The sequence below is a fragment of the Aeromicrobium sp. SP1 genome, assembly GCF_055663785.1.
Map to the genome: position 1 here is coordinate 102,460 of NZ_JBQVVK010000001.1, position 26,436 is coordinate 128,895.

A 26,436-nucleotide genomic window follows, 5' to 3' on the forward strand; every position below is an offset into this window, starting at 1 on the left:
TGACATTCAAGACATCCCGATCGTAGAATCGCTTGGCAATCAAGATACATGCTGGCGAAGGACACCGATGACCACATTCACCGAGGCCGAGGCGCGCCTCATCCACACTGCGGCGTACGGCGCCGTCCTGCTCCAGAGCATGGCCAGGCCCGGACCCATCAACAGCACGAAGCAGAACGTCGTCGGCGCCCTGTCGCTGACCGCGGTCCCCGGACCCGTCGGCCGGTTGCTCAACGAGAAGCGCACGGTCGAGCTGCGCGGCTCCTTCCCCGAGGTCGCCGATCGCGTGCTCCCGGCGCTGCGCGATGCCTCCGCCCTGCTCGCGGACCAGGCGCCGGACCAGGTCGGGGTCTTCCGCGACGCCGTGCTCGCCGCCACCGCCGACGCGATGGCATCGACCGGAACCCCGAACGCCACCCAGCAGCGCACCTTCGAGCAGATCAAGGCCGCCCTCGGCGACGGGTGACGGGACGACCGTCTGCGCTGCGGCTGGCCCCCGGCCCTAAGGTGGCGAGCATGCAGGTGGCCGCTGTCCTCGTCGCCCACCGCGGCTCGCGGTGGCTTCAGCAGACGCTGGACTCGCTGGACCGGCTGAGCCGCCGCCCCGACCAACTCGTGCTCGTGCACGACGGCACCGACACCTCCACCCGCGAGATCCTCGAGGCGTACGAGGGCGCGACGCGCATCGTCAGCGCCCCCGCGCGCAGCGGCTTCGGCGGCCAGGTCGCGGCAGCCCTCGAGAGCGAGACCGAGCCGTTCGACTGGATCTGGCTCCTGCACGACGACGCGGCCGTCGCCCCCGACGCCCTCGCCGCCCTCGTCGCGGCGGCCGAGGCCGATCCGCAGGTCGGCGTGTTCGGTCCCAAGGTGCGGGAGTGGCCGTCGCTCAAGCGGTTGCTCGAGGTCGGCGTGACCGTCACGGGAACCGGTCAACGCGAGACGATGCTCGAGTCCGGCGAGCCCGACGCGGGTCAGCACGACCGTCCCCGCGACGTCCTGGCCGTCGGCTCGGCCGGCATGTTCGTCCGCCGCGACGTGTGGCGGGCGCTCGACGGGATGGACCCCCGGTTGCCGCTGTTCTTCGACGACGTCGACTTCGGCTGGCGCGCCAATCGCGCGGGCTACCGCGTCCGCACGGCCCCCGAGTCGGTGATATTCCACGCCGAGGCGAGCCGCAACCGTCGCCGCGTGCGCCGTGCCGGCGTCAAGGTGCACACGGGCGAGCGCCGCGTCGCCGCGCTGCACACGATGCTGGCCAACACCGACCGCCGCTGGTTCCTGCCCGTGAGCGTGCGGCTCTTCCTCGGGACGCTCCTGCGGTTCCTGGGCTTCCTCGCCGGGAAGGACGTCCGCAGCGCCGAGGGCGAGCTCGTCGCCGTGGCGTCGGTCTTCCTCAATCCCGGCCGGATGCTGCAGGCCCGGCGCTGGCGCCGACCCCAGGTCCTGCGCCGCAACCGTGAGCTGAAGGGACTCTTCGCGCCGTTCTGGATGCCGTACCAGCACGGACTCGACCTCGCGGCGACGACGGCCCAGGCGGTCGTCCGGCCCGAGACCGTCGAGTCGACGGGCCTGCGCACGATCGGTGACGAGGACGACGAGGAGGACCCGGTCGTCGTCGACCTGCCGCCGTGGTGGCGTCGCTGGCCGTGGCTCACCTGGATCCTCGTCCTGCTCGTGGGCGCCTTCGTCGCCGCGCGCTCCGTGGCCACCGGCCACCTGCACAGTCCCGCCCTGCCGCCGTCGCCGGAGTCCGTGTGGTCGTGGTGGGGACTCATCCTCGACCGCACGCACGCGGTCGGCCTGGGCAGCTCCGACGGAGGGCCCGCGTTCGTCATCCCGCTGGCGCTCGCCGGGACGCCCGTGTGGTTCGCGCCGGGCCTGCTGCCGTGGATCCTCACGGTGTTGGCGGTGCCGTTCGCCGCGCTCACGGCGCACCGCTTCGGCCGCCTCGTCAGCGATGACCGCGGCGCCCGCATGACGTGGGCGGTCTCGTACGGACTGCTCGTGGCGGTCACCGGATCGGTCGCGCAGGGCCGCCTGGGCACCGTGATCGCGCTCGTCGTCGCACCGCTGTTCGCGAACGTGCTGCTGCGACTCGTGCTGGAGCCGACCTGGACGCGCGCGGTCCTCGTGGGCGTGTGGATCGCGCTCGTCGCGGCGTTCGCCCCGGTCGCGTGGCTCCTGGGCATCGCGGCGATCGCGACGTGTGCCGTCGTCGTGCGCTCGTCGGCCCGACATCTCGCGCTCAGCGCGGTGGTCGGGACCGCCCTGCTCGGCCCCTGGCTGTTCGACCGGGTCTGGTCCGGTCGGATCTGGTGGGAGGCCGGCAACCCCGTCGACGCGCGCGCCTCGGCGTGGGACGTCGTCACCGGCACCGGCGGCGGCACGGGCTCGGCGCCCTGGTGGGTCGCGCTGCCGATCGTCGCGCTCGCCCTGGCTGCCCTCGTGCCGAGCGCGACGCGGCGCTCCGTCACGGTGGCCTGGATCGTCGCGGTGGCCGGTCTCGCGACGGGTCTGCTGGCCTCCGTCTCGACGTACGTCCCCTACCCGGGAGCCCCGGCCGTCCGGGCGTGGTCGGGTCTCGGCGCCGGGGTGTGGCTCGGCGGCCTGCTGACCGCGGTCCTGTTCGCCTGGCCCATGCTCCGCACGCGGCGCTACCGGCGCTGGCGCCGACCCGCGATCGCCGTGCTCGCGGCGTTCCCGCTGCTGGCCGGCGGCTGGTGGCTCGTGCGCGGCATCGACGACCCGCTCGAGTCCGGCGACGCCCGCGTCGTGCCGGCGTTCCTGGCCGCCCGGCCGGGCACCACTGTCGTCCTCACGGGCGACGCGCAGGAGGGGATCGTCGCGGACGCGGTCGTCGGCTCCGGCCCGTTCCTGGGGGCGGAGGCACTGCGGACGACCCCTGAGCGCGAGCAGCGCCTGCACGACGTCGTGGTCGCGCTCGTGACCACGCCGACCAGCGAGGACGTCGACGAGCTGGCTCGGCTCGGGGTCGATGACATCTACGCACCCGACGTCGATCTCGACCTCGCGCGCCGGATCGACGCCGCGCCGGGTCTCGCGCAGAAGGGCAGCGACTCGCCCGACTCGCGTGTGTGGGCCGTGCAGTCCGACGTCGAGCCCGATCCGCTCCCGCAGGCCCCTGCGACCCGGCCGTGGTTCGCCGGCGCGTGGGTCCTGGCGTGGATCGTCGCGATCGTCGCCGCCCTGCCGGTGCGCCGCAATCCCGAGGCGGGCCCCGACCCGGACGCCGACGAGGAGGTGACGGCATGAGGAGCTCCGTACCCGTCCGGTGGGTGCTCCCGGTGATCGCGGTGGTCCTCGTCGCCGCGACGTGGTTCGTCCCCGAGCCGGAGCCCGAGAAGGTCGCCGGGGGCAGCAGCGCCGTCCCGGTCGAGCAGACGACGTGGGCGTGCCCCGTGCAGGCGGACTGGACCGTGGCCGCAGGTCAGGTGTCGGCCGGCGACACGGCGGTCGCCACGGCGATGCCGGCCGACGCCGCGGTCGACCCCGTGTGGGCCTCGGCTGACCGGTGGCGGTCCGCCGCGCCCGGCGGGGACGCCCTCGTGCTGCAGCAGAACGGAGAGAAGTCGGGCTCGGTCGGCTTCGTCGCCGGCGCTGCCACGAAGGGCCAGGGTGGGGGAGCCGTGCTCGGATCCTGCCCGGAGGTCGTCGACGACGCATGGTTCGTCGGGCTCGGCGACGACGGCCGCACCGCGTCCACCGTGACCCTCGTGAACCTCGGCGAGACCCGCGCGGTCGCCGACCTCACGTGGTGGGGCGAGTCCGGGCCGATCCAGTCGGTCGACACGACGGGCCTCGTGGTCGAGGCCGGGCAGCGCCGGGAGATCTCCGTCGAGGCCGTGGCGGCCGGCGAGGGCGCGGTCGCGGTCCGGGTCTCGCGGCGGCGCGGCGCCCTCACGGCCATCGCCCTCGACGCCGGTCGCGGTGGCGCCGACCTGGTGGCGCCCACGCCGGACGCGGCGAAGGACCTCGTGCTCGCGGGCCTGGCCGCCGGCGGCGACGCGGCCCGCATCCGCCTCGTCAATCCCGGCACGACGACGGCCCACGTGGCGGTCGACGTGGTGGGCCCCGAGGGGACGTTCGGCGCCGAGGGCCTCGAGGACGTCGCGGTCGAGCCCGAGTCGACGGCGGTCGTGAAGATCCCCGACTCCGTCGACGTGGGGCGGTCGTCGTTGCACGTCACGGCGGACGTCCCGGTGGTCGCATCGGCGCTCGTGGTCGGCGACGACGACGTCGCCCACGTCGTCGCGGCCTCGGCCCTGTCCGGCCCGGCGATCGTGCCCGTCACGCTGGGCGGCGACGTCGCCGCCACCGTGACGGCAGGCGACGCCGCGGCCACGGTCTCGGTCGAGTCGTTCTCCGCGACCATGGCGTCGCTCGGGACGGCGAGGGTCTCGGTGCCGGCCGGCTCCTCGGTGGCCCTGCCCGCAGCGGCGCGCGGGGCCGTCTACGTCCTCCTCACGCCGGCCGAGGGGTCGACCGTCTGGGCCGGGATGTGGCAGCAGGCGGGCAAGCGCCTGACCGCCGCTCCCGTCCGCCCCGCGCCGGTCACCGTCATCGCGCCGGGCGTCTCCGTCCGCTGAGATCGGTCAGCGCGGGTCGAGGTCCTCGGGGTCGTGGTGCCAGACCTCGGCGAGCCGGCGCAGCAGGATCGTCCAGACCGCATCCTCGACCTGCTCGGGCGTGCGGGCGCGTCCGATGATCGGCAACCGGTAGAGCACGACCCGGAAGCCGCCCGGGGCGGGGTTGACGATGCTGCGCGGAACCGGCTCGTCCCAGCCCGGTGGCAGCAGTGGCGACTCCTCGACGGCGACCTCGACGTGGTCGGGCTCGCGCTCGAAGTGGCGATCCAGCTTGGCGAGCACGTCGGCCACGAGGTCGTCGAACGCCTGACGGCGTGAGTGGTGGACCGGCGGTCCGAGCGGCGACAGCGGGCCCGGCAGCGACAGCACGCCGCGTGGTCCGCGGCCGCGGCGGTCCCGGGTCGCTCCCGGGCGCGGTCCGTAGACCGCGGGGGACGGGGGTCCGGGTTCGGCGGCCACGCGGTGAGCCTACTGCGGACCGTCGGTGCCGGGCGTTAACCTCGCCCTCGTGGGACTGCAACGACGATGCTCGCGCGCAGGCTGCCCGAACACCGCGGTGGCCACCTTGACCTACGTCTATGCCGATTCCGTCGCCGTCCTGGGCCCGCTCGCGACCTACGCCGAGCCGCACGCCTACGACCTGTGCTCGGCGCATGCCGAGCGACTCTCGGCCCCACAGGGCTGGAGCGTCGTCCGGCTGGCCCCGGCATTCGTCGAGCCCGAGCCCACCCACGACGACCTCGTGGCCCTCGCCGAGGCGGTCCGCGAGGCCGGTCGACCCGCCGCCACGGCGGTCGTCGAGGACGAGGGCCCGGCGCTGCGACTGGTCCGCGACGACTCGGCTACGGTGGTCCCGTGAACCTCGATCCCGCCCTCGTCGAGATCCTCGTCTGCCCGCAGTGCCGGTCGGGCCTGTTCGTCGATGCCGAGGCCGAGGAGCTCGTCTGCAACGGCTGCGCGCTCGCCTATCCGGTGCGTCGCGACATCCCCGTGATGCTGGTCGAGGAAGCCCGTCCGCTCACCGCGTCCTGACGCTTCGACCGGTCTTGCGAACGCCACGCCGAGTTACGGCGTGTCGACTACCATTTGTCGTGAACTGCAATGACCGAGCCGACCGTTGTCACCCCGCGTACGGCCGTGGTCGAAGACGGTCTTCTCTCGGGCCTGTCGGGACTGGCCGCGGCTGTCGTCGGCATGCCGTTCGAGCTCGAGATCGCGGGCGTCGCGCACGACCGCGCGCTGCAGCGTGAGATCGCCGAGCAGCTGGGTGACTACGTGCTCCCGCGGCTGCGCCACCTCGACGCCCCGCTGCTCGTGGTCGTCGGTGGGTCCACCGGCGCCGGCAAGTCCACCCTCGTGAACTCCATCGTCGGGCGACGGGTGTCGGCCACGGGCGTGCTGCGCCCGACGACCCGCACTCCCGTGCTCGTGCACCACCCCCTCGACACCGAGTGGTTCACCTCCGGCCGGATCCTGCCGGACTTCGTGCGCACGGGCTCGAACAACCGGCGCTCCAACACGATCCGCCAGGTCGCCTGCTCGAACCTGTGGCCGGGCGTGGCGATCCTCGACGCCCCCGACTTCGACTCGATCGACGAGACCAACCGCGAGATGGCCGAGCAGCTGCTCGGGGCGGCCGACCTGTGGCTCTTCGTCACCTCCGCCGCCCGGTACGCCGACCAGGTGCCGTGGGACCACCTGCGCCGCGCCGCCGAGCGCAACGCCTCGATCGCGGTCGTGCTCGACCGCACGTCGCCGGCGGCGCTGGGAGACGTGCGCCGCCACCTCGCGCGGATGCTCACCGAGCACGGGCTCTCGAACGTTGCCCTGTTCTCCGTGCCGGAGTCCACGCCCGACGCGGAGGGCGTGCTGCCCGCGCGGGACGTGGCGCAGATCGTGATGTGGCTGCGCGGACTGGCCGCCGACGAGGCCCGCCGCCGCGACATCGCCCTCACGACGCTGCAGGGCGCGATCCTGCACGACATCGAGGCCTCGCACCGGCTCGAGGCCGGGTTCGGCCGGCAGGTCGATGCGGGCGAGCAGCTGCGCAAGGACGTCGAGTCGGTCTACCACCGCGCCCACGACCAGCTCATGACCGCCGCGACGGACGGCACGATGCTGCGCGGCGAGGTGCTCGCGCGGTGGCAGGACTTCGTCGGATCGGGGCAGGCCTTCCGCTCGCTCGAGCGCAAGGTCGGCACGTGGCGGGACCGACTGCTCGGTCGGCCGGGCGCCGCGCCGGAGGACGTCGAGCAGGCCGCCGTGTCCGGACTGCACCTGCTGATCCTCGACCGGGCCGAGCGCGCGGCCGAGGAGATCACGCGGGCGTGGGACACGAGCGAGGCCGGTCGGGCGCTGCTCGACGTGCACCGCGGGCTCGACCGGGCCTCGCGCGACGTGCGCGTGCGCGCCGAGCGGATCGCCCGGGAGTGGCAGGAGTCGGTGTTCGAGCTCGTCCGCGAGAAGGGCGCCGGCAAGCGCACGAAGGCCCGCGCCCTGTCCGTCGGCGTGAACGCCACGGGGGTCGCGTTGATGGTCGTCGTGTTCGCGGGCACCGCGGGCCTGACCGGTGCCGAGGTCGGCATCGCGGGTGGCACCGCCGCGGCCGGCCAGGCCGTGCTGAGCGCCGTCTTCGGCGACCAGGCCGTGCGCGAGCTCGCCGAGCAGGCGGGCGAGGACCTCTCGCAGCGGCTCAAGGAGCTGCTCGACTCGGAGGCCCGCCGCTACATCGCGCTGCTTCCCGACCCGGGCGCGTTGACGGACGCCCGCTGGACGCTCGAGTCCGCACTCAAGGCCGTCGACGAGCCGCAGGGAACCCGCAGATGAGCGAGCGCCAGCGAGCGACGATGACTCACCTCGTGCCGGTGCCGCCGTACCGTGCCCTTTCCTCGGAGGCACCGGCATGAGCAATTTGGACGAGCGGGTCAAGGCTTTGCGGTCGGCCCTTGATGCGGCCGGCGATGCGATCGACCCCGAGGTGACCGCGCCGGCGGCCGGCGTGTTCTCGCACACGACCGAGCGGCTCGACCTGTCCGACCAGCACACCGTCGTCGTGCTGGCCGGGGCCACCGGATCGGGCAAGTCCTCGCTGTTCAACCGGATCGTCGGACTCGAGCTGGCCGAGGTCGGCTACCTGCGACCCACGACGGCCACGCCGCTCGCCTGCGCGTGGGGCCCGTCGGGCGCGACCGACCTGCTCGACTGGATCGGCGTCGCCCGGCGCGACCAGATCGCCCGACGCGGGGTTCTCGACGCGCCGCGCGACGATGCGTTCGAGGGCCTCGTACTGCTCGACCTGCCCGACCACGACTCGGTCGTCACCGCCAACCAGGAGCTGGTCGACCACGTCGCCCGGTACGCCGACCTGTTCGTCTGGGTGCTCGATCCGCAGAAGTACGCCGACGACGCCATCCACGCCCGCTACCTGCGGCCCTTGGCCAGCCACCGCGACGCGTCCGTCGTGGTCCTCAACCAGGCCGACCGGCTGAGCGAGACCGATCTGAAGGTGGCCATCGACGACCTCGAGCGGATCCTCGAGGAGGAGGGCTTCGGCGGGGTGCCGGTCATCGCGACGAGCGCGCTCACGGGGACCGGCGTGCCGAAGCTGCGTGAGGAGATCGGTCGCCGGATCCGCTCCCGGGACGCGTCCCAGGCGCGCCTGGCCGCCGACGTGCGACAGGTGGCCCGCCGGCTCGCGGCGGCCGGCGGCACCGATCCCGTGCCCGGGATCGACCGCGACACCCGCAACGCCCTGGTCGAGACCTTCGTGGCGTGCGCGGGCGTCCCGCAGATCGCCGACGCGGTCGAGCTCTCGATGGCCCGCCGCGCCGTCATGGCCACCGACTGGCCGCTGATCGGATGGGTCGGGCGGCTGCGTCACGACCCGTTGCGCGATCTCGGTCTGGGCCGATCGGCCCGCGACGCCGTGGCGGAGTCGATCCCGATCTCGCCGTCGGTGCAGCGGGCGCGCGCCGACCTCGCGCTGCGTGAGGCCGCCGAGCACGCCACGGCCGGCATGTCGCGGCCGTGGCGGTCCTCGATCCTCGACGCTGTGGCCGGCGAGAGTGCGCGCGATGTCATCGACGAGCTCGACGAGGCCGTCGCCAAGGTCGACCTCGGCCTGCGCCACCGGCCCTTCTGGTGGACCGCCGTCGGCCTGCTGCAGTGGCTGACCTTCCTCGTCGTGATCGCGGGCATCGCGTGGTCGTTCGCGGCCGTGTTCGGCCTCGTCGACCCCGACCCGTGGACCGACGCGCCGCGCCCGCTCGGCATGAGCCTGCCGCTCGTCCTGGTCGCGGGCGGCCTGCTGTTCGGAGTCGGACTGACGCTCGTGTCGCGCTGGCTCGGCGCGGCCGGGGCCCGGCGGGCCGCGGCGAAGGCCGAGCGTCAGCTCACCGAGGCGATCAACCGCACGACCGAGCGCGAGGTCGTCGCCCGGCTGCGCAACGAGCTCGACCGCTACGAGCGCTGGCGCACGGGGCTGGCGACCGCGGGGCGGTAGTCTGCCCGGCCCGTCGCTAGGCTGGTGGGCATCATGGCTGACTACGTCCTCTCCCTCCGCAACGTCCGCAAGGCCTTCGGCGACAAGGTCGTCCTCGACAACGTCACCCTCTCGTTCCTGCACGGGGCGAAGATCGGCGTCGTCGGGCCGAACGGCATGGGCAAGTCCTCGCTGCTCAAGCTCATGGCCGGTCTCGACCAGCCGAACAACGGCGATCTCGTCCGCGATCCCGACGCGACCGTGGGGATGCTCCAGCAGGAGCCGCCGCTGACCGAGGGCAAGACGGTCCTGGAGAACGTCGAGGAGGCGGTCTCCGAGATCAAGGCCAAGATGGCGCGCCTCGAGGCGGCCTACGCCGAGATGGCCGAGCCCGACGCCGACTACGACAAGCTCGGGACCGAGACCGGCGAGCTGCAGAACTACCTCGACGCCGTGGGTGCGTGGGACATCGACAGCAAGCTCGACCAGGCCATGGACGCGCTGCGCTGCCCGCCGCCGGACGCGCTCGTCGACAACCTCTCCGGTGGTGAGCGCCGCCGCGTCGCGCTGTGCAAGCTGCTGCTGCAGCAGCCCGACCTGCTCCTGCTCGACGAGCCCACCAACCACCTGGACGCCGAGAGCGTGCAGTGGCTCGAGGGCCACCTCAAGTCCTACCCGGGCGCCGTCCTGGCCGTGACCCACGACCGCTACTTCCTCGACAACGTCGCCGAGTGGATCGCCGAGGTCGACCGCGGCCAGATCCACGGCTACGAGGGCAACTACTCGACGTACCTCGAGACGAAGAAGGACCGCCTCAAGATCGAGGGCCAGAAGGACGCCAAGCGCGCCAAGATGCTCGAGCGCGAGCTCGAGTGGGTCCGGTCGAACGCGAAGGGCCGCCAGACCAAGAGCAAGTCGCGTCTCGCGCGGTACGAGGAGCTCGCGGCCGAGGCCGAGAAGGCGCGCAAGATCGACACCACGGACATCAACATCCCGGCCGGTCCGCGACTGGGCGACATCGTGCTGAACGCGAAGGACCTGACCAAGGGCTTCGAGGGCCGCGTCCTGTGGGACGACATCAGCTTCACGCTGCCGCGCGCCGGCATCGTCGGCATCGTCGGCCCCAACGGTGTCGGCAAGACGACGCTGTTCCGGATGATCACGGGCGCCGAGGAGCCGGACTCGGGCACGCTCGACGTCGGTCAGACGGTCAAGATCAGCTACGCCGACCAGACCCGCGCCAACATCGACCCGACCAAGAACGTGTGGGAGGTCGTCTCGGAGGGCCTGGACTTCATCAAGGTCGCGAACTTCGAGATGAACAGCCGCGCCTATGTCGCGTCGTTCGGTTTCAAGGGCGCCGACCAGCAGAAGAAGGCCGGCGTGCTGTCCGGTGGCGAGCGCAACCGACTCAACCTCGCGCTGACGCTCAAGCAGGGCGGCAACATGCTGCTGCTCGACGAGCCGACCAACGACCTCGACGTCGAGACCCTGTCCGCCCTGGAGGACGCACTGCTCGACTTCCCCGGCTGCGCCGTGGTCACGTCGCACGACCGGTGGTTCCTCGACCGCATCGCGACGCACATCCTCGCGTGGGAGGGCACCGAGGACAACCCGGGTCACTGGTTCTGGTTCGAGGGCAACTTCGCGTCCTACGAGGCCAACAAGATCGAGCGCCTCGGCGAGGACGCCGCCCGTCCGCACCGCGTCACGCACCGCCGCCTGACCCGCGACTGACGCGGGTCATCGGCGTCAGGAGTCCTCGGACGCGTCGGTGTCGCAGTCGGTCTCCGTGGTGCCTGTGAAGGACACCGACGGGCCCCACGCGGTGATCTGGTGGCGCAGCCCGAGGATGCTCACCGTGACGGTCGGAGAGTCCAGGGCGTTCCCCTCGCTCTCCGGCGAGGCGCACCCTCCGGGCACGTGGGTGACGCGGATCGGCAGGACCAGAGGGGTGTCGTCGGCCCCCACCGGTGCGTAGGAGCGGCGGAGGTCGAAGGTGGCATCGGTGTCGTGGGTCCCGGAGGTCGACTCCGGGCCGCCTCCGTAGGGCCACGACGCGCGAAGACTGGTGCCGGTTCCCGGGCCCATGTAGCTCCAGGTCACGGACTCGAGATTCACGTGGATGGCCCCATCGGTGTACAGCATCGTCCGCATGATGCAGTCCAGGCGGTGGTCGTTGTAGAGCGCGACGGGCGGGTCCATGCGGTCCCACGCTGCTTCGTCCTTCCCGGCCGCAAGACGTTTCGCGGGGTCCACGACGGACCCCGGATCGTGGCACTCGACGAGCTGCGCCGTCGACAGGTGCACCTTCGAGGCCTGCCACGCCGAGGCCAGCGGCCAGGCGATCAGCCCCGCCACGGCCAGACCCGCCGTGCTGACGATGACGAGGGTCCTGCGGGAGGGTCTGGGCATGGCGGGATCCTAGTGGCTCCCGTGACTCCGGGAGTGATTCAGAAGCGCCGGCCGTCGAGGCGCTCGACGACGGCGGCCATGACCCGGCCGACGGCCTCGAAGTCGTCGGGGGAGCCGGCATCGACGAGGTAGTCGTGCACGCCGCGCACGTGCGTGTGGGCGGCACGTTCGAGCAGCGCGAAACCGTCGTCGGTCAGCACGGCGGTGACGCCGCGGCCGTCGCTGTCGCACTGGATGCGGTTCACGACGCCGTCGCGCTCGAGCCGGGTGATCGTGTGGGTGATCCGGCTGCGCGAGTGCGCCAACGCGGCGGCGAGCTCGGCCATCCGGATCGCGCGACCGGGTGCCTCGGAGAGCCGCACGAGGATCTCGTACTCGGGCATCGACAACCCGTGCTCGGTGCGCAGGTCGCGGTCGAGGCGGTCCATGAGCACCGTCGTTCCCCCCAGGAAGGCGCGCCAGACCCGCTGCTGGCTCTCGCTCAGCCAGGGGGTGTCGTTGACGGACTCGATCGGCAGTTCGGTGGCAGACGTGCTCATGTGAGGTAGTTTACATTCGCAACGACTTGATTGAAAGTTCAACCATGTGTAATGTCTATCTCGTTGAACAGTCAACAAGACTTCCCGACAGACTTCCACAGGAGAACCCCATGAGCGACATCACCACCGGCACCTGGCAGCTGGACCCGACCCACACGGAGATCGGCTTCACCGTGCGCCACATCATGAGCAAGGTGCGCGGCAAGTTCGAGAAGTTCGAGGGCACGCTGGTCACCGCCGACGACATCACGGCCTCGACCGTCAACGTCTCGGTCGACCTCTCCTCGATCAGCACGGGCACCGCGGATCGCGACAACCACCTGCGCTCGGGCGACTTCTTCAACGTCGAGACGCACCCGACGATGACCTTCGCCTCGACCGGCGTCGTGCAGAAGTCCGACACGGACTACGTCGTCACCGGCGACCTCACGATCAAGGACGTCACGAAGCCGATCGAGCTGACGGTCGAGTTCCTCGGCGAGGGCAAGGATCCGTGGGGCGGCACGCGTGTCGGCCTCGAGGCCACCGGCCAGATCAGCCGCAAGGCGTGGGGCATCGACTTCAACATCCCGCTCGAGGGCGACAAGGTCATGATCGGCGACAAGATCACGCTGAACATCGTGGCCGAGGCCGTGCTCCAGGCCTGAGCCTCACCACCCCTGGACCGAAGGGGCCCGCGACTTCCCCCGAGTCGCGGGCCCCTTCGCCATGTCCGGGGCGCGTGACGTCAGTGGGCCGCGACCATGCGCACGGCGAGTCCGGCGTGCAGGGCGGCGAGGTCGTCGGGGGTGACGGTGCCGCCGGGGTGGTACCAGCGGACGAGGTCGATGCTGAGCGAGAGCAGGGCCAGTGACGTGCCCTTGACGTCGGTGACGTCCATGACGCCGGACTCGACGCCGGCGGTGAGGGCGTCGCGCAGGACCTGCTCGATGCCGCGGCGGTACTCGGCGATCTCGGCGCGGTGCTCGGGGGTGAGCGCGTCGAACTCGTACTGCACGATGCGCCCGACGCGGCTGTTGACGGCATGCCAGCGGCTGAACTCGCCGACGATCGATCGGACGCGGCCGATCGGGTCGTCGGCCGAGTCGGCGGCGGCGCGCACGATCTCCAGCGACGCCCGGTGGCCGCGCTGCGAGATCCCGAACAGCAGGTCCTCCTTCGTCGCGTGGTGCACGTAGACGGCGGCGGGGCTCATGCCGGCGCGGGCGGCGATGTCGCGGGTCGTGGTGCCGGCGAAACCGGACGCGGCGAACGCCTCGACGGCCGCGTCGAGCAGCCGTTCGCGGGTTGCCGACGAACGGTCGCGGCCTTCGCGTGCCGTGGGCGCCGAGTCGCTGGTCATGGTGGACAGCATGACTCAGGAATGTCACACTAAGCAAGCGCTTAGTCAATCCGGCGAGTCGTCGCCGGGCTCCGTCCCGTCGCTCACCTGCGAGGAAGGCCACCATGGACCGCACCGTCTACACCGAGGACCACGAGGACTTCCGGGCGTCGTGCGCGGCCTTCCTCGACAAGCACGTCCGCCCGCACACGGAGGACTTCATCGCCAGCAAGGCGCTGCCGCGTGAGTTCTGGACCGCCGCCGGTGGCGAGGGCTTCCTCGGCCTCGAGATCCCCGAGGAGTTCGGTGGGGCCGATGCGGGCGACTTCCGCTTCAACGCGGTGTGGGCCGAGGAGTTGAGCAAGGTCAACGCCTCGATCGCCTCGTGCGTCGGCATCCACTCCGACATCACGGCTCCCTACCTCGTGGAGCTCGGCACCCAGGAGCAGAAGGAGCGCTGGCTGCCGTCCGTCGTCGCCGGCGAGACGGTGCTCGCGATCGGCATGACCGAGCCCGGCGGCGGCTCTGACCTCGCGGCCCTCAAGACCACGGCCGTCCGCGACGGTGACGAGTGGGTCGTGAACGGCTCGAAGACCTTCATCACCAACGGCTACAGCGCCGACATGATCGTCACGGCCGTGCGGACCGATCCCGCGAAGGGCGCCCGCGGCATCACGCTGTTCGCGATCGAGGCGACCGACGAGGGCTTCAGCCGCGGCCGCAAGCTCGACAAGGTCGGCCAGGAGGAGTCCGACACCGCCGAGCTGTTCTTCGAGAACCTGCGCCTGGGCGACGACCGCGTGATCGGCGATCTCGGCGGCGGCTTCATCTCGATGATGCAGAAGCTTCCGCAGGAGCGGCTCAGCTGTGCCGTGTCGAACGTCGCGCACGCCAAGCAGATCCTGCTCGAGACGATCCAGTACTGCCACGACCGCAAGGCGTTCGGCCAGTCGATCGGCTCGCTGCAGCACAACAAGTTCCTGCTGGCCGAGCTGGTCACCAAGATCGAGGTCGCCGAGCAGTACGTCGACCAGGCCGTGCTCGCGCACTCGCGGCGGCAGCTCAGCCCGATCGACGCGGCGAAGGCGAAGTGGTGGTCGTCGGAGGTCCAGAACGACGTCCTCGACCACTGCGTCCAGCTGCACGGCGGCTACGGATTCATGAACGAGTACCGCGTCGCGAGGGCGTGGCGCGACGCCCGGGTCACCAAGATCTGGGCGGGATCGAACGAAATCATGAAGGAACTCATCGGCCGCGACCTGGGCTTCTGACCCGACGACCACCACGACGACATCGATTCACCGAAGAAAGAGAAATCATGCCTGAAGCAGTCATCGTCTCCACCGCCCGTTCGCCCATCGGCCGCGCCGGCAAGGGATCGCTCAAGGACATGCGTCCGGACGACCTCGCCGTGCAGATGGTCCAGGCCGCGCTGGCCAAGGTGCCCGAGCTGGACCCGAAGGACATCACCGACCTGCACCTCGGCGTCGGCCAGCCCGCGGGCGAGTCCGGCTTCAACGCGGCCCGCGCCGTGTCCGTGCTCGCCGGCTTCGACCACCTGCCGGGTGTCACCGTCCAGCGCTACTGCTCCAGCTCGCTGCAGACGACGCGCATGGCGTTCCACGCGATCAAGGCCGGCGAGGGCGACGCGTTCATCTCGGCCGGGGTCGAGACCGTGAGCCGCTTCGGCAACGGCTTCGCCGACGTGCCCGGTGCCGAGAACCCGGTGTTCGCCGACGCCGTGGCCCGCACCGCGACGCGCAGCGAGGGTGGCGCCGACACGTGGCAGGATCCGCGGGAGTCGGGTCTGCTGCCCGACCTGTACATCGCGATGGGCCAGACCGCCGAGAACGCCGCCCAGTACCTCGGCATGAGCCGTCTGGAGCAGGACGAGTTCGCCCTGCGCAGCCAGAACCTCACCGAGGCCGGCATCGCGTCCGGCTTCTGGGCCAAGGACATCACGCCGGTCACGCTGCCCGACGGCACCGTGGTCAGCGCCGACGACGGACCGCGCGCTGGCACGACGCTCGAGGCGCTGTCGGGCCTGCGCCCGGTGTTCCGCCCCGACGGCACCGTGACGGCCGGCAACGCCTGCCCGCTCAACGACGGCGCCGCCGCGGTCGTGGTCATGAGCGACACGAAGGCCGCCGAACTGGGCCTCACGCCGCTCGCGAGGATCGTCTCGACGGCCGTCACGGGCCTGTCGCCGGAGATCATGGGTCTCGGCCCGATCGAGGCCATCCCCGCCGCGCTGAAGAACGCCGGCCTGTCGCTCGACGACATCGACCTGTTCGAGATCAACGAGGCGTTCGCCGTCCAGGCGTGGGGCTCGGCCAAGCACCTCGGCATCCCGCTGGAGAAGCTGAACGTCAACGGTGGCGCCATCGCGGTCGGCCACCCGTTCGGCATGACGGGGGCGCGCATCACGAGCACCCTCATCAACAACCTCCAGTGGCACGACAAGCGTTACGGCGTCGAGTCCATGTGCGTCGGCGGCGGCATGGGCATGGCCATGGTCATCGAGCGCCTCTGATGAGCGGCTTCGTGGAGGGCGGTCACCCGCGGTTCGACGGCAAGGTCGCGATCGTCACCGGCGCGTCGCGCGGCATCGGCCTGGCCGTGGCGCAGCGGCTCGTCGACGACGGTGCCAAGGTCGTCATCACGGCACGCAAGACCGAGGCCCTCGAGGCCGCGGTCGCCGAGCTCGGCCCCGAGAACGCCACGTTCGTGGCGGGCGCGGCCGACGATGTGGACCACCAGGACGAGGCGATCGCCACCGCGATCGAGACGTTCGGCGGACTCGACTTCCTGGTCAACAACACCGGCATCAACCCGACGTACGGGCCGATGATCGAGATGGATCTGACGGCGGGCCGCAAGATCTTCGAGGTCAACGTGCTGTCGGCGGTCTCGTGGGCGCAGAAGGCCTACAACGCCTCGCTCAAGGAGAACGGCGGCGCGATCGTCAGCATCGCCTCCGTCGCGGGCCTCAAGCCGGCTCCGATGATCGGCATGTACGGCGCGTCGAAGGCCGCCGTGATCCACGTGACGCAGGAGCTGGCGGTCGAGCTGGCCCCGGCCGTGCGGGTCAACGCGGTCGCTCCGGCGGTCGTCAAGACGAAGTTCGCCGGCGCCCTCTTCGAGGGTCGCGAGGACGAGGTCGCCGCCGCGTACCCCATGAAGCGGCTCGGCGTCCCCGAGGACATCGCCTCGGTCGTGGCGTTCCTGCTGTCCGATGACGCGGCCTGGGTGACCGGTCAGTGCATCACGATCGACGGCGGACTGACGCTGACTGGCGGCGTCTGACCGCCCGGCGGGGGACGTTTCCTTCTGCATTCCGGTGGCCATACCCACCGAAATGCCTCAGGAAACGTCCCCCCGCCCGGCCCGCGCGATGCGCGGGTTGTCCCCAAACTGGGGGTAAACGTGTGTGCAACTCTGGGTTACACAACACATGAGTCACACCCATCCCACGCGCCCCGCCGCCGCGCCGGAGTGTGACGCAAAACATGAGGAATCCGTCATGTAAAAGATGAGGTTTCCCTCATGTTCATGGCACCATGGATGAATGACGACGCTCGACTCCTCCGTGTTCACCGCTCCCACCCAGCCCGACCGCCGCGGCTCCGACAGCCTGCTCGACGACCTGCGCGCAGGGACGGCGTGGGGACTCGTCTTCGGAGGCCAGGGTGGTGCGTGGCTCGAGCCGCTCGCCGACCTGGTCCGTGACTTCGCGCTCGACGCGGACATCGCCGACCTCGTCCGCCGGACCGACCGCCTGCTCGCGCCGATCGCGTCCGAGCTGGCCCGCACCGGTGTGGCGTTCGACCCGGTCGCGTGGGTCGACGTGCTCGCCGTGGGGGAGTCCGCCGAGGATGACGACGCCCCCGTCCTGCCCGCCGGCACCGATCTCACCGCGCCGGCCGCCTCCGTGCCCGGCATCGTCCTGGCGCAGCTGGCCGGACTGCGCGCCCTCGGTCGTCAGGGGCTCGACGTCAACGCCTACCCGCCGGTCGCCGTCGCCGGTCACTCCCAGGGAGTCCTCACCGCCGAGGTGCTCGCCGGCGTCTCGGACGTCGAGGTGCTCGCCCTGGCCCGTCTCGTCGGTGCCGCCGCGCAGCTCACCGGCCGCCGCCGGGGCCTGCTCGGCGAGACGATGCTGGCCGTCTCGGGAGTCGTCCCCGAGCGCGTCGCCGAGATCGTCGAGGGCACCGGCGCCGTGTGCCGCATTCGCAACGGCCGCCGCTCGGTCGTCCTGTCCGGACCCGAGTCGGCCCTCGCCGCCGCCACGGCGCGACTCGAGCAGGTCGCCGCCGACGAGAAGGCCGAGCGGGAGCGCAAGACCACCGGCGGTGCGCCGTTCAGCCCCGTCATCGAGCCCGTCGAGTCGGGCCTGGCCTTCCACCACCCCGACCTCGCCGCCGCGGCCGACCTCGTCGCCGACTGGGCCGGCCGGGTCGGCATCGACACCGAGCACGCCCGCCGGCTGACCGAGCGCGCGATCGTCGACCCGGTCGACTGGGTCGCCGACGTCACGACCGTCCTCGACGCCGGCGCCCGCTGGATCGTCGACCTCGGCCCCGGCGACCTGGCGACGCGGCTCACCGCGCCCGAGGCCCGGGTCCGCGGTGTCGGCATCGTCGCCGCGACGACCCGCCGCGGACACCGTGAGCTGACCATCACCGGCGCGCGCCCCGTCCCGCCGGTGGCGTGGGCGACGTTCGCGCCGCGCCTCGTGACCCTCGCCGACGGCTCGACCGCCGTCGAGACGCGGTTCACCCGCGCGACCGGCAAGTCGCCCATCCTGCTCGCCGGCATGACCCCCACGACCGTCGACGCGAAGATCGTCGCGGCGGCCGCGAACGCCGGCTTCTGGGCCGAGCTGGCCGGTGGCGGTCAGGTCACCGAGCAGGTCTTCGACGACCGCATCGCCGAGCTCGGCGAGCTGCTCGACGAGGGTGCGACCTACCAGTTCAACTCGCTCTTCCTCGATCCGTACCTGTGGCGCCTGCAGCTGGGCCAGAACCGCCTCGTCCAGCGCGCCCGGGCCGCCGGTGCCGCGATCGACGCCGTCATCGTCACGGCCGGCATCCCCGAGAAGGACGAGGCGATCGCGCTCGTCGACGAGCTGACCGAACTGGGCATCGAGCACGTCGTGTTCAAGCCCGGCACGGTCAAGCAGATCCGCCAGGTGCTGGCCATCGCCAAGGAGACGGACCGCACCGTGATCGTCCAGATCGAGGGCGGCCGCGCCGGGGGCCACCACTCGTGGGAGGACCTCGACGACCTCGTCCTGGTCACGTACGGCGAACTGCGTGCGCAGTCCAACGTCGTCATCGCCGTCGGTGGCGGCATCGGCACCGCCGAGGCCTCCTCCGCCTGGCTCACCGGCTCGTGGTCGCTGCGTCACGGCTACCCCGAGATGCCCGTCGACGGCATCCTCGTCGGCACCGCCGCGATGGCGACGCTCGAGGCCACGACCGCTCCCGACGTCAAGCGCCTGCTCGTCGAGACCCGCGGCACGGGCACGTGGGTCGGTGCGGGCACCGCCAAGAACGGCATGGCCTCCGGCCGCAGCCAGCTCGGCGCCGACATCCACGAGATCGACAACACGGCATCGCGCACGGGCCGCCTGCTCGACGAGGTCGCCGGCGACGCCGAGGCGGTCGCCGCCCGTCGCGACGAGATCGTCGAGGCGCTCGACCGCACGGCCAAGCCCTACTTCGGCGACGTCGAGACCATGACCTACGGCCAGTGGCTGCGTCGCTTCGTCGAGCTCTCCGGCACCGCGGCCGACGGCACGGCGGCGTGGCTGGACGTCTCGTTGCGCGACCGCTTCCACGCCATGGTCCAGCGCGCCGAGGCGCGTCTGGCCACGCAGGACCGCGGCGAGATCGTCTCGCTGTTCGCCGAGGCCACCGACGTCGAGGACGGCCCGGCCGCCCTCGCACGCCTGCTCGAGCAGCACCCCGACGCCGAGACCGTGACGCTGCACCCCGCCGACGTCGCCTTCTTCGTCGAGGTGTGTCGCCGCGCCGGCAAGCCCGTCAACTTCGTCCCCGTGATCGACGCCGACGTGCGGCGCTGGTGGCGGTCGGACTCGTTGTGGCAGGCACACGACCCGCGCTACAGCGCCGACGAGGTCTGCATCATCCCCGGCACGGCCTCCGTCGCCGGGATCACCCGGGCCGACGAGCCCGTCGCCGCCCTCCTCCAGCGGTTCGAGGACGCGGCCGTCGACTCGCTCCTGGCGGCCGGGCGCGCGCCCCAGCGGGTCCCCGGTCGTCGTCGCGAGGGCGACCCGCACCTGTCGGGTCCGCTCGCGCTCGTGCTGGCAGCGCCGGACGTCACGTGGGCCGGCCGCACCGTCACGAACCCCGTCCACCGCCTCGGCGAGGAGTGGGTGCTCGTCGACGGTGACACGGCCGAGCAGGCCGCGACCGGTGCTCGCCTCACCTCGATCGAGGGTGCCGCAGCCGTCGACCTCACCGTGCCGCTCGGCGCGGGCCGCGAGCTGACCCTGCGCATCGACGTCCCCGCGGCCACCGCGCGCGGCGCCGCGCCGGTCGTCTCGGTGGACTCCGCCGTCGCCGCGATGGGGACGATCGTCTCCGGCGCCGTCGCGGGCGACCTGCCCGAGGTCGTCGACGGCGTCGCCCGCAGCCTGGTGGCGTGGGATCCGGACCTCGCCGCGGACCACGCGGCCGTCAGCGGCGGGCCGCTCGTTCTCGGCCGCCACCTTGTGCCGGACGTCCTGGTCGGGCTGGCCTGGCCGACGGTCTTCGCCGCGATCGGCGCCGCCCGCACCGCGGGCGACGTCCCGGTCGTCGAGGGCATGCTGGACCTCGTCCACCTCGATCACGCGGTCACGGTCGGCGCCCTGCCGACCGAGCCGACCGACCTCTCCGTCGCGGCCCGGCTGGCCGGCGTCGAGGACACCGAGGTCGGCCGCGTCGTCGCGGTCGACGTGACCCTGTCCGCGGGCGGTGCCGAGCTGGCGACGATGCGCGAGCGGTTCGCGATCCGGGGCCGCACGGGCGCCCCGGCGCTCACCGACCCGTCCCGCGCCGGTGGCGTCGAGCTCGACGAGCTGCACGACACCCCGCGCCGCAAGCGCGCCGACGTCCGCCTCGCCGCGCCGACCGACCTGCGGTCCTTCGCCGCGGTCACGGGCGACCACAACCCCATCCACACGAGCACCGCCGCCGCCCTGCTGGCCGGCCTGGGCGCCCCGATCGTCCACGGCATGTGGACCTCGGCGGCCGCCCAGCACGCCGTCACCGAGGCGACGAACCGTCGCATCGCCGGCTGGACGACCCGCTTCATGGCACCGGTCCGCCCGGGCGCCGAGGTCGAGATCCGCGCTGACCGGGTCGGTCAGACCCACGGCCGCGAGGTGCTCGAGGTCACGGTCCGCGCCGACGGCGACCTCGTGATGGCGGCCTCGGTCGTCCTCGACGCGCCGCGCACCGCCTACGCATTCCCCGGCCAGGGCATCCAGAGCAAGGGCATGGGCATGGCGGGCTACCAGCGCTCGGCCGCGGCCCGCGAGATCTGGGACCGCGCCGACAAGCACACCCGCGACGCGCTCGGCTTCTCGATCCTGACGGTCGTGCGCGACAACCCGACCGAGCTCACGGCGCTCGGCGTCACGCACAAGCACCCCGACGGCGTGCTCTACCTGACCCAGTTCACGCAGGTCGCGATGGCCGTCCTGGGCGCCGCCCAGATGGCCGAGCTGCGCGAGGGCGGTGCCTTCGTCGACGGCGCCGTGCTGGCCGGCCACTCCGTCGGTGAGTACAACGCGCTCGCCGCGGTCTCGGGCGTCATCAGCCTCGAGGCCGTCGTCGAGGTCGTGTTCCAGCGCGGTTCCGTCATGCACACGCTCGTCCCGCGCGACGCGCACGGCCGCAGCGACTACCGGCTCGCCGCGATCCGGCCCTCGCAGGTCGGTCTGGCCGACGACGAGGTCAAGGGCTACGTCGAGGGCCTCGGTGAGGCGTCCGGTGAGTTCCTGCAGATCGTGAACTACAACCTGCGCGGCTCGCAGTACGCGATCGCGGGCACGGTTCGCGGACTCGAGAAGCTGGAGGAGGACATCGCCGAGCGTCGCGAGCGCTTCGGTGGCAAGGCCGCCTTCATCCTCGTGCCCGGCATCGACGTGCCGTTCCACAGCAAGGTCCTGCACGGCGGCGTCCCGGACTTCCGCCACAAGTTGCAGGAGCTGCTGCCGCCCACGATCGATCCGTCGATCCTCGAGGGCCGCTACATCCCGAACCTCGTGCCGAGGCCGTTCAGCCTCTCCGAGGACTTCATCCGCGAGGTCGAGGAGTACGTCGGCACGACCGTGACGCGCTCGGAGGATCCGGCCGCCACGTGCCGCGACCTGCTGATCGAGCTGCTGGCCTGGCAGTTCGCCAGCCCGGTCCGCTGGATCGAGACGCAGGACCTCATGTTCAGCCCCGTCGCCGAGGGCGGACTGGGCGTCGAGCGCTTCGTCGAGATCGGCGTCAGCTCGGCGCCGACCGTGGCGAACCTCGCGTCCGGCACGCTCAAGCTGCCCGGCTACCCGCAGGTCGAGGTGCTCAACATCGAGCGCGACGCCGCGGCCGTCTTCGCGACGGACGAGGAGCCGGCTCTGGTCGAGGAGGACGAGGCTCCCGCCGAGGCCACCGCCGAGACCGCTCCCGCGACGACGACCGCGGCCGCTCCGGCGGCCTCCGGCCCCGCGACGCAGACCGCGGCCGACCTGCCGTTCACGGCGGCCGCCGCGACGAAGGTGCTCATCGCGTGGTGGACGAAGCTGCGTCTCGACCAGCTCGGTGCGGCCGACTCGATCGAGTCGCTCACCGACGGCGCGTCGAGCCGGCGCAACCAGCTGCTCATCGATCTCGGCGGCGAGCTGTCGCTCGGCGCGATCGACGGCGCGGCCGAGGCCGACCTGACGACCCTCGGTGGACAGGTCGAGGGCCTTGCCCGGACCTACAAGCCGTTCGGTCCCGTCCTCTCCGAGGCCCTCGGTGACCACCTCAAGAAGGTGCTCGGCCCGACGGGCCGCAAGCAGGCCGCGGTCGCCGAGCGCGTCACCGGCGCGTGGCAGCTCGGCTCGGGCTGGGCCTCGCACGTGCTCGCCGAGCTGGCGATGACGACCCGCGACGGCCAGAGCGTCCGCGGCGGTGCCTTCGGCGACGTCACCGTCGCCTCCGGTGCCGACGTCGACGCCGCGATCGACGCGGCCGTCCAGTCGGTCGCCGCCCGCCACGGCGTGACGGTCCAGATGCCGTCCACCGGCGGCGGCGACGGCGCGACGATCGACGCCGCGGCGCTCGGGGAGTTCACCGACGCGATCACCGGTCGCGACGGCGTGCTCGCCTCGGCCGCTCGGCTCGTGCTGGAGCATCTCGACCTCGTCGACGTGCCCGCCGCGGTCGAGTCGGACGAGCAGGCCGAGGCCGTGCTCGCCCGCGTCGAGGCCGAGCTCGGCTCGGACTGGATCAAGGCCACGGCCGGCGTCTTCGACGCCGACCAGGCCTTCGTGCTCGACGACCGCTGGGCCTCGGCCCGCGAGGACCTCGCGCGCCTGGGCTCTGCACTTCTCCGCCCGGAGCCCGGAACCCCCGCCGGGGGCACCGAGGTGTCCGGCACCTTCGTCGGCACCGGCGAGACCGTCGCGAAGCAGGCCGAGTTCTGGGCCCTTCGCACCGGCGACGAGCGCTTCACGCAGATCGCCGCCGAGGCGCGCGACACGACGTCCGGCGACTTCGCCGGCGAGGTCGCCGTCGTCACCGGCGCCGCTGCCGGCTCGATCGCCGGCTCGGTCGTCGGTCGCCTGCTTGGCGGAGGAGCGACGGTCGTCGCGACCACCTCGTCGCTCGGCCCGAAGAAGCTCGCGTTCTTCAAGCAGCTGTTCCGCGATAACGCCCGCGCCGGCGCGGCCCTGTGGGTCGTCCCCGCGAACATGGCGTCCTTCGCCGACGTCGATGCGCTCGTCGCCTGGATCGGCAGCGAGCAGTCGCGCACCGCGGCGGGCGTCACCACGGTGACCAAGCCGGCGCTGTCCCCGACCCTGCTCGTGCCGTTCGCGGCCGGTCGGGTCATGGGCGACGCCGTCGACGCGGGACCGCGCGCCGAGCTCGAGATGCGCATCCTGCTGTGGTCCGTCGAGCGTCTCGTCGGTGCCCTGTCCGAGACCGTCACCGACCGGAACCTCGCCGCGCGACTGCACGTGCTGCTGCCGGGCTCGCCCAACCGCGGCATGTTCGGCGGCGACGGCGCGTACGGCGAGGCCAAGGCCGCGCTCGACGCCCTCGTCACGAAGTGGAGCGCCGAGAAGCGCTGGGCCGACAAGGTCACGCTGGCCCACGCCATCATCGGCTGGGTCCGCGGCACGGGTCTCATGGGCGCCAACGACCCGATGGTCGAGGCCGTCGAGGCCGCCGGCGTCCGCACGTGGGCGCCCGCCGACATGGCCGAGGCGTTGCTCGCGGCCTGCACCCCCGAGGCGCGGGCCGAGGCGGCCGGCGCTCCGATCACGCTCGACCTCACGGGCGGACTCGGCGACGTCGACCTCGACCTGCGCGAGATCGGTGGTCGAGTAGCCGCGGCGAGCGAAGCGAGCTCGCGGCGTATCGAGACCACGGAGGCGGCGATCAAGGCGCTGCCCGCGCCCCCGTCGCGCCTCGACCGCGTCGACACCCCCGCGTGGGGCGAGGTCACGGCCCGACCCGAGGACCTCGTGGTCATCGTCGGTGCCGGCGAGCTCGGCCCGTACGGCTCGGCCCGCACGCGGTTCGAGGTCGAGGTCGAGGACCGGCTGTCCGCGGCCGGCGTGCTCGAGCTGGCCTGGTCCACCGGGCTGCTGACGTGGGACGAGGCGAACAAGGGCTGGTACGACACCGAGTCCGGCGAGGCCGTCGCGGAGGAGGACATCGCCGACCGCTACGAGGACGCCGTCCGCGAGCGTGTGGGCGTTCGCCGCTACGTCGACGACCAGGACATGGTCGACAACACGGCGCCGCTGCTCGCCTCGGTCTACCTCGACCACGACCTGACGTTCGGCGTCTCCGGCGAGGCCGAGGCACGGGCGATGCACGAGGCCGAGCCCGAGCACACCGTCATCGGCGCGAACGCCGACGGCGAGTGGACCGTCACCCGCAAGGCCGGCAGCCAGGTCCGCGTCCCGCGCCGGATGAAGCTGACCCGCACCGTGGGCGGCCAGATCCCGACGGGCTTCGACCCGACCGTGTGGGGCGTTCCGGCCGAGATGGTCGAGGCCGTCGACCGGGTCGCGCTGTGGAACCTCGTCTGCACCGTCGACGCATTCCTCTCGTCGGGCTTCACCCCGTCCGAGCTGATGCGCTGGACCCACCCGACGCTCGTCGCCAACACGCAGGGCACGGGCATGGGCGGCATGACGTCGATGCACTCGCTGTACATCGACACGCTGCTGGGCGAGGCCAAGGCGAACGACATCCTGCAGGAGGCGCTGCCGAACGTCATCGCCGCGCACGTCGTGCAGTCGTACGTCGGCAGCTACGGCGCGATGATCCACCCGGTCGCCGCGTGCGCCACCACGGCCGTCTCGGTCGAGGAGGGCGTCGACAAGATCCGCCTCGGCAAGGCCGAGTTCGTCGTGGCCGGCGGCTTCGACGACCTCTCGGTCGAGGGGATCGTCGGCTTCGGCGACATGTCCGCCACGGCGGACTCGGCCGCGATGACCGCGAAGGGCCTCGAGGACCGCTACTTCAGCCGAGCCAACGACCGTCGCTACGGCGGGTTCGTGGAGTCGCAGGGCGGCGGCACGATCCTGCTGGCGCGCGGCGACCTCGCGGCGCGGATGGGCCTGCCGGTCCTCGGTGTCGTGGCCTACGCGGCCTCCTTCGCCGACGGCGTCCACACGTCGATCCCCGCCCCGGGCCTGGGTGCCCTGGCGGCCGGTCGCGGTGGCCGCGAGTCGCAGTTGGCCCGCTCGCTCGCCGCGCTGGCCGTGGGCGCCGACGACATCGGCGTGCTCAGCAAGCACGACACGTCGACGGGCGTCAACGAGCGCAACGAGTCCGAGCTGCACGAGCGTCTCGCGGCGGCCCTGGGCCGGTCGGAGGGCAACCCGCTCTACGTCATGAGCCAGAAGTCGCTCACCGGCCACGCCAAGGGCGGCGCGGCGGCGTTCCAGCTGATCGGGCTGTGCCAGGTGCTGGAGTCGGGCGTGGTCCCGCCGAACCGCAGTCTCGACTGCGTCATGGACGACCTCGCCGAGCACGAGCACCTCGTCTGGCTGCGCGAGCCGCTGGCCACGGGGCCGCTCAAGGCCGGACTCCTCACGAGCCTGGGCTTCGGTCACGTCGCCGGGCTGATCGCGGTCGTCCACCCGCAGGCGTTCGTCGCCGCGCTGGCCGACGACGAGCGTGACGCCTACCTCGATCGTGCGCAGCAGCGCCGGATCGACGGCCGGGCCCGGATCGTCGACGCGATGTACGGGGGAGCGGCGCTCTACCGTCGTCCCGCCGACCGCCGGCTGGGATCGGCCGGGGTGCGCGACCGTGAGGCCGCGCTCCTGCTCGACCCGAGCGCGCGTCTCGGCGATGATGGGGTCTATGCCTGCCGGTGATCGCACCTCGGTGATCGGCACGGGTGTCGATCTCGTGGACGTGCCCGGGTTCGCCGAACAGCTGCGGCGACCGGGCACCCGCGCCGGCAGTGCCTTCACGGCCGCCGAGCGCAGCGACGCCCGGAGCGTTCCCTCAGGCTCCGGGCGTCGCACCCCCGATCTCGAGATGGCCTCCTTGGCAGCCCGGTGGGCGGCCAAGGAGGCGTTCATCAAGGCGTGGTCGGAGTCGCTGTGGGGCTCGCCCCCGGTCATGGACGAGCACGTGCACCACCTCATCGAGGTCGTCCGCGACGCGTGGGGTCGCCCCCGCATCCGCCTGCACGGCGAGGTGGCGAAGCGACTCCAGGGCGTCGACGTGCACGTGAGCCTCAGCCACGACGGCGACCTGGCGATCGCGTTCGTCACCCTCTCCCGCTGACCCAACCACGACGCTGGCAGTGACGTTCGAGGGCACTATTCGCTGAAAA

General features: G+C 72.3%; 18 protein-coding genes. 14 read left to right on the plus strand and 4 right to left on the minus strand.

The genetic code is table 11. The features are described 5' to 3' along the window. The first annotated feature begins 67 nt into the window (after positions 1 to 67). Genes ACT26F_RS00475 through ACT26F_RS00485 form a run of 3 tightly spaced genes read left to right on the plus strand, consistent with a single transcriptional unit; the run spans position 68 to position 4,607 of the window. Positions 68 to 466, plus strand: coding sequence for a hypothetical protein (locus ACT26F_RS00475; RefSeq protein ID WP_471668505.1), 399 nt, complete (start codon positions 68 to 70; stop codon positions 464 to 466). 50 nt (positions 467 to 516) lie between these two features. Continuing rightward, entirely contained in the window at positions 517 to 3,273 is a 2,757-nt protein-coding gene (locus ACT26F_RS00480) for a glycosyltransferase (protein ID WP_471668506.1), read from the plus strand. Beyond that, on the plus strand, positions 3,270 to 4,607 hold the full coding sequence (locus tag ACT26F_RS00485; RefSeq protein WP_471668507.1) for a DUF5719 family protein: 1,338 nt from the start codon (positions 3,270 to 3,272) through the stop codon (positions 4,605 to 4,607). Before ACT26F_RS00480 ends, ACT26F_RS00485 begins: the two co-directional genes overlap by 4 nt. A 6-nt stretch (positions 4,608 to 4,613) precedes the next feature. Here ACT26F_RS00485 and ACT26F_RS00490 read toward each other — a convergent pair whose 3' ends face one another. Continuing rightward, the gene (locus tag ACT26F_RS00490; protein ID WP_471668508.1) at positions 4,614 to 5,066 is read right to left on the minus strand and encodes a metallopeptidase family protein; all 453 of its coding nucleotides are present in this window, start codon (positions 5,064 to 5,066) and stop codon (positions 4,614 to 4,616) included. A gap of 49 nt (positions 5,067 to 5,115) precedes the next feature. Between ACT26F_RS00490 and ACT26F_RS00495 the strand changes: the two genes are divergently transcribed. The 5 genes from ACT26F_RS00495 (at position 5,116) to ettA (ending at position 10,824) form a co-directional block, all read left to right on the plus strand. After that, positions 5,116 to 5,466, plus strand: a complete 351-nt coding sequence (locus tag ACT26F_RS00495; protein ID WP_471668509.1) for a DUF3499 domain-containing protein — start codon at positions 5,116 to 5,118, stop codon at positions 5,464 to 5,466. Then, a complete protein-coding gene (locus tag ACT26F_RS00500) occupies positions 5,463 to 5,639 on the plus strand; it encodes a Trm112 family protein (RefSeq protein ID WP_471668510.1) in 177 nt (58 codons plus the stop codon). The genes ACT26F_RS00495 and ACT26F_RS00500 overlap by 4 nt, the downstream gene beginning before the upstream one ends. Before the next feature lie 105 nt (positions 5,640 to 5,744). Next, positions 5,745 to 7,433, plus strand: coding sequence for a dynamin family protein (locus ACT26F_RS00505; protein WP_471668511.1), 1,689 nt, complete (start codon positions 5,745 to 5,747; stop codon positions 7,431 to 7,433). A gap of 76 nt (positions 7,434 to 7,509) precedes the next feature. Beyond that, positions 7,510 to 9,108 (plus strand): GTPase, encoded by a 1,599-nt coding sequence (locus ACT26F_RS00510; RefSeq protein ID WP_471668512.1) that lies wholly within the window; start codon positions 7,510 to 7,512, stop codon positions 9,106 to 9,108. 33 nt (positions 9,109 to 9,141) lie between these two features. Further along, positions 9,142 to 10,824, plus strand: coding sequence for an energy-dependent translational throttle protein EttA (ettA, locus tag ACT26F_RS00515; protein ID WP_471668513.1), 1,683 nt, complete (start codon positions 9,142 to 9,144; stop codon positions 10,822 to 10,824). Positions 10,825 to 10,839: 15 nt separating this feature from the next. On the opposite strand, the gene ACT26F_RS00520 is transcribed toward ettA, so the two are convergent. Both ACT26F_RS00520 and ACT26F_RS00525 read right to left on the minus strand, forming a co-directional pair. Continuing rightward, complete coding sequence (locus ACT26F_RS00520; RefSeq protein WP_471668514.1) at positions 10,840 to 11,502, minus strand: hypothetical protein; 663 nt, start codon at positions 11,500 to 11,502, stop codon at positions 10,840 to 10,842. A 38-nt stretch (positions 11,503 to 11,540) separates the two neighbouring features. Beyond that, the gene (locus ACT26F_RS00525; protein ID WP_471668515.1) at positions 11,541 to 12,041 is read right to left on the minus strand and encodes a MarR family winged helix-turn-helix transcriptional regulator; all 501 of its coding nucleotides are present in this window, start codon (positions 12,039 to 12,041) and stop codon (positions 11,541 to 11,543) included. A 110-nt stretch (positions 12,042 to 12,151) separates the two neighbouring features. On the opposite strand from ACT26F_RS00525, the gene ACT26F_RS00530 reads away from it, so the two are divergent. Further along, positions 12,152 to 12,688, plus strand: a complete 537-nt coding sequence (locus tag ACT26F_RS00530; protein ID WP_471668516.1) for a YceI family protein — start codon at positions 12,152 to 12,154, stop codon at positions 12,686 to 12,688. 80 nt (positions 12,689 to 12,768) lie between these two features. Here the strand turns inward: ACT26F_RS00530 and ACT26F_RS00535 are convergent, their stop codons facing one another. Beyond that, complete coding sequence (locus tag ACT26F_RS00535; RefSeq protein ID WP_471668517.1) at positions 12,769 to 13,383, minus strand: TetR/AcrR family transcriptional regulator; 615 nt, start codon at positions 13,381 to 13,383, stop codon at positions 12,769 to 12,771. Between the two features lie 104 nt (positions 13,384 to 13,487). Here ACT26F_RS00535 and ACT26F_RS00540 point away from each other — a divergent pair, with 104 nt between their 5' ends. The 5 genes from ACT26F_RS00540 (at position 13,488) to acpS (ending at position 26,387) form a co-directional block, all read left to right on the plus strand. Beyond that, a complete protein-coding gene (locus tag ACT26F_RS00540) occupies positions 13,488 to 14,633 on the plus strand; it encodes an acyl-CoA dehydrogenase family protein (protein WP_471668518.1) in 1,146 nt (381 codons plus the stop codon). 47 nt (positions 14,634 to 14,680) lie between these two features. Next, positions 14,681 to 15,895, plus strand: a complete 1,215-nt coding sequence (locus ACT26F_RS00545; RefSeq protein WP_471668519.1) for an acetyl-CoA C-acetyltransferase — start codon at positions 14,681 to 14,683, stop codon at positions 15,893 to 15,895. After that, entirely contained in the window at positions 15,895 to 16,668 is a 774-nt protein-coding gene (locus tag ACT26F_RS00550) for an SDR family oxidoreductase (protein WP_471668520.1), read from the plus strand. Before ACT26F_RS00545 ends, ACT26F_RS00550 begins: the two co-directional genes overlap by 1 nt. 262 nt (positions 16,669 to 16,930) lie before the next feature. Next, positions 16,931 to 25,969 carry a fatty acid synthase subunit beta domain-containing protein gene (locus ACT26F_RS00555; RefSeq protein WP_471668521.1) on the plus strand — a complete coding sequence of 3,013 codons (9,039 nt, stop codon included), beginning with the start codon at positions 16,931 to 16,933 and terminating at the stop codon, positions 25,967 to 25,969. Further along, positions 25,956 to 26,387, plus strand: a complete 432-nt coding sequence (acpS, locus tag ACT26F_RS00560) for a holo-ACP synthase AcpS (RefSeq protein WP_471668522.1) — start codon at positions 25,956 to 25,958, stop codon at positions 26,385 to 26,387. Before ACT26F_RS00555 ends, acpS begins: the two co-directional genes overlap by 14 nt. The last annotated feature ends 49 nt before the right edge of the window (positions 26,388 to 26,436 follow it).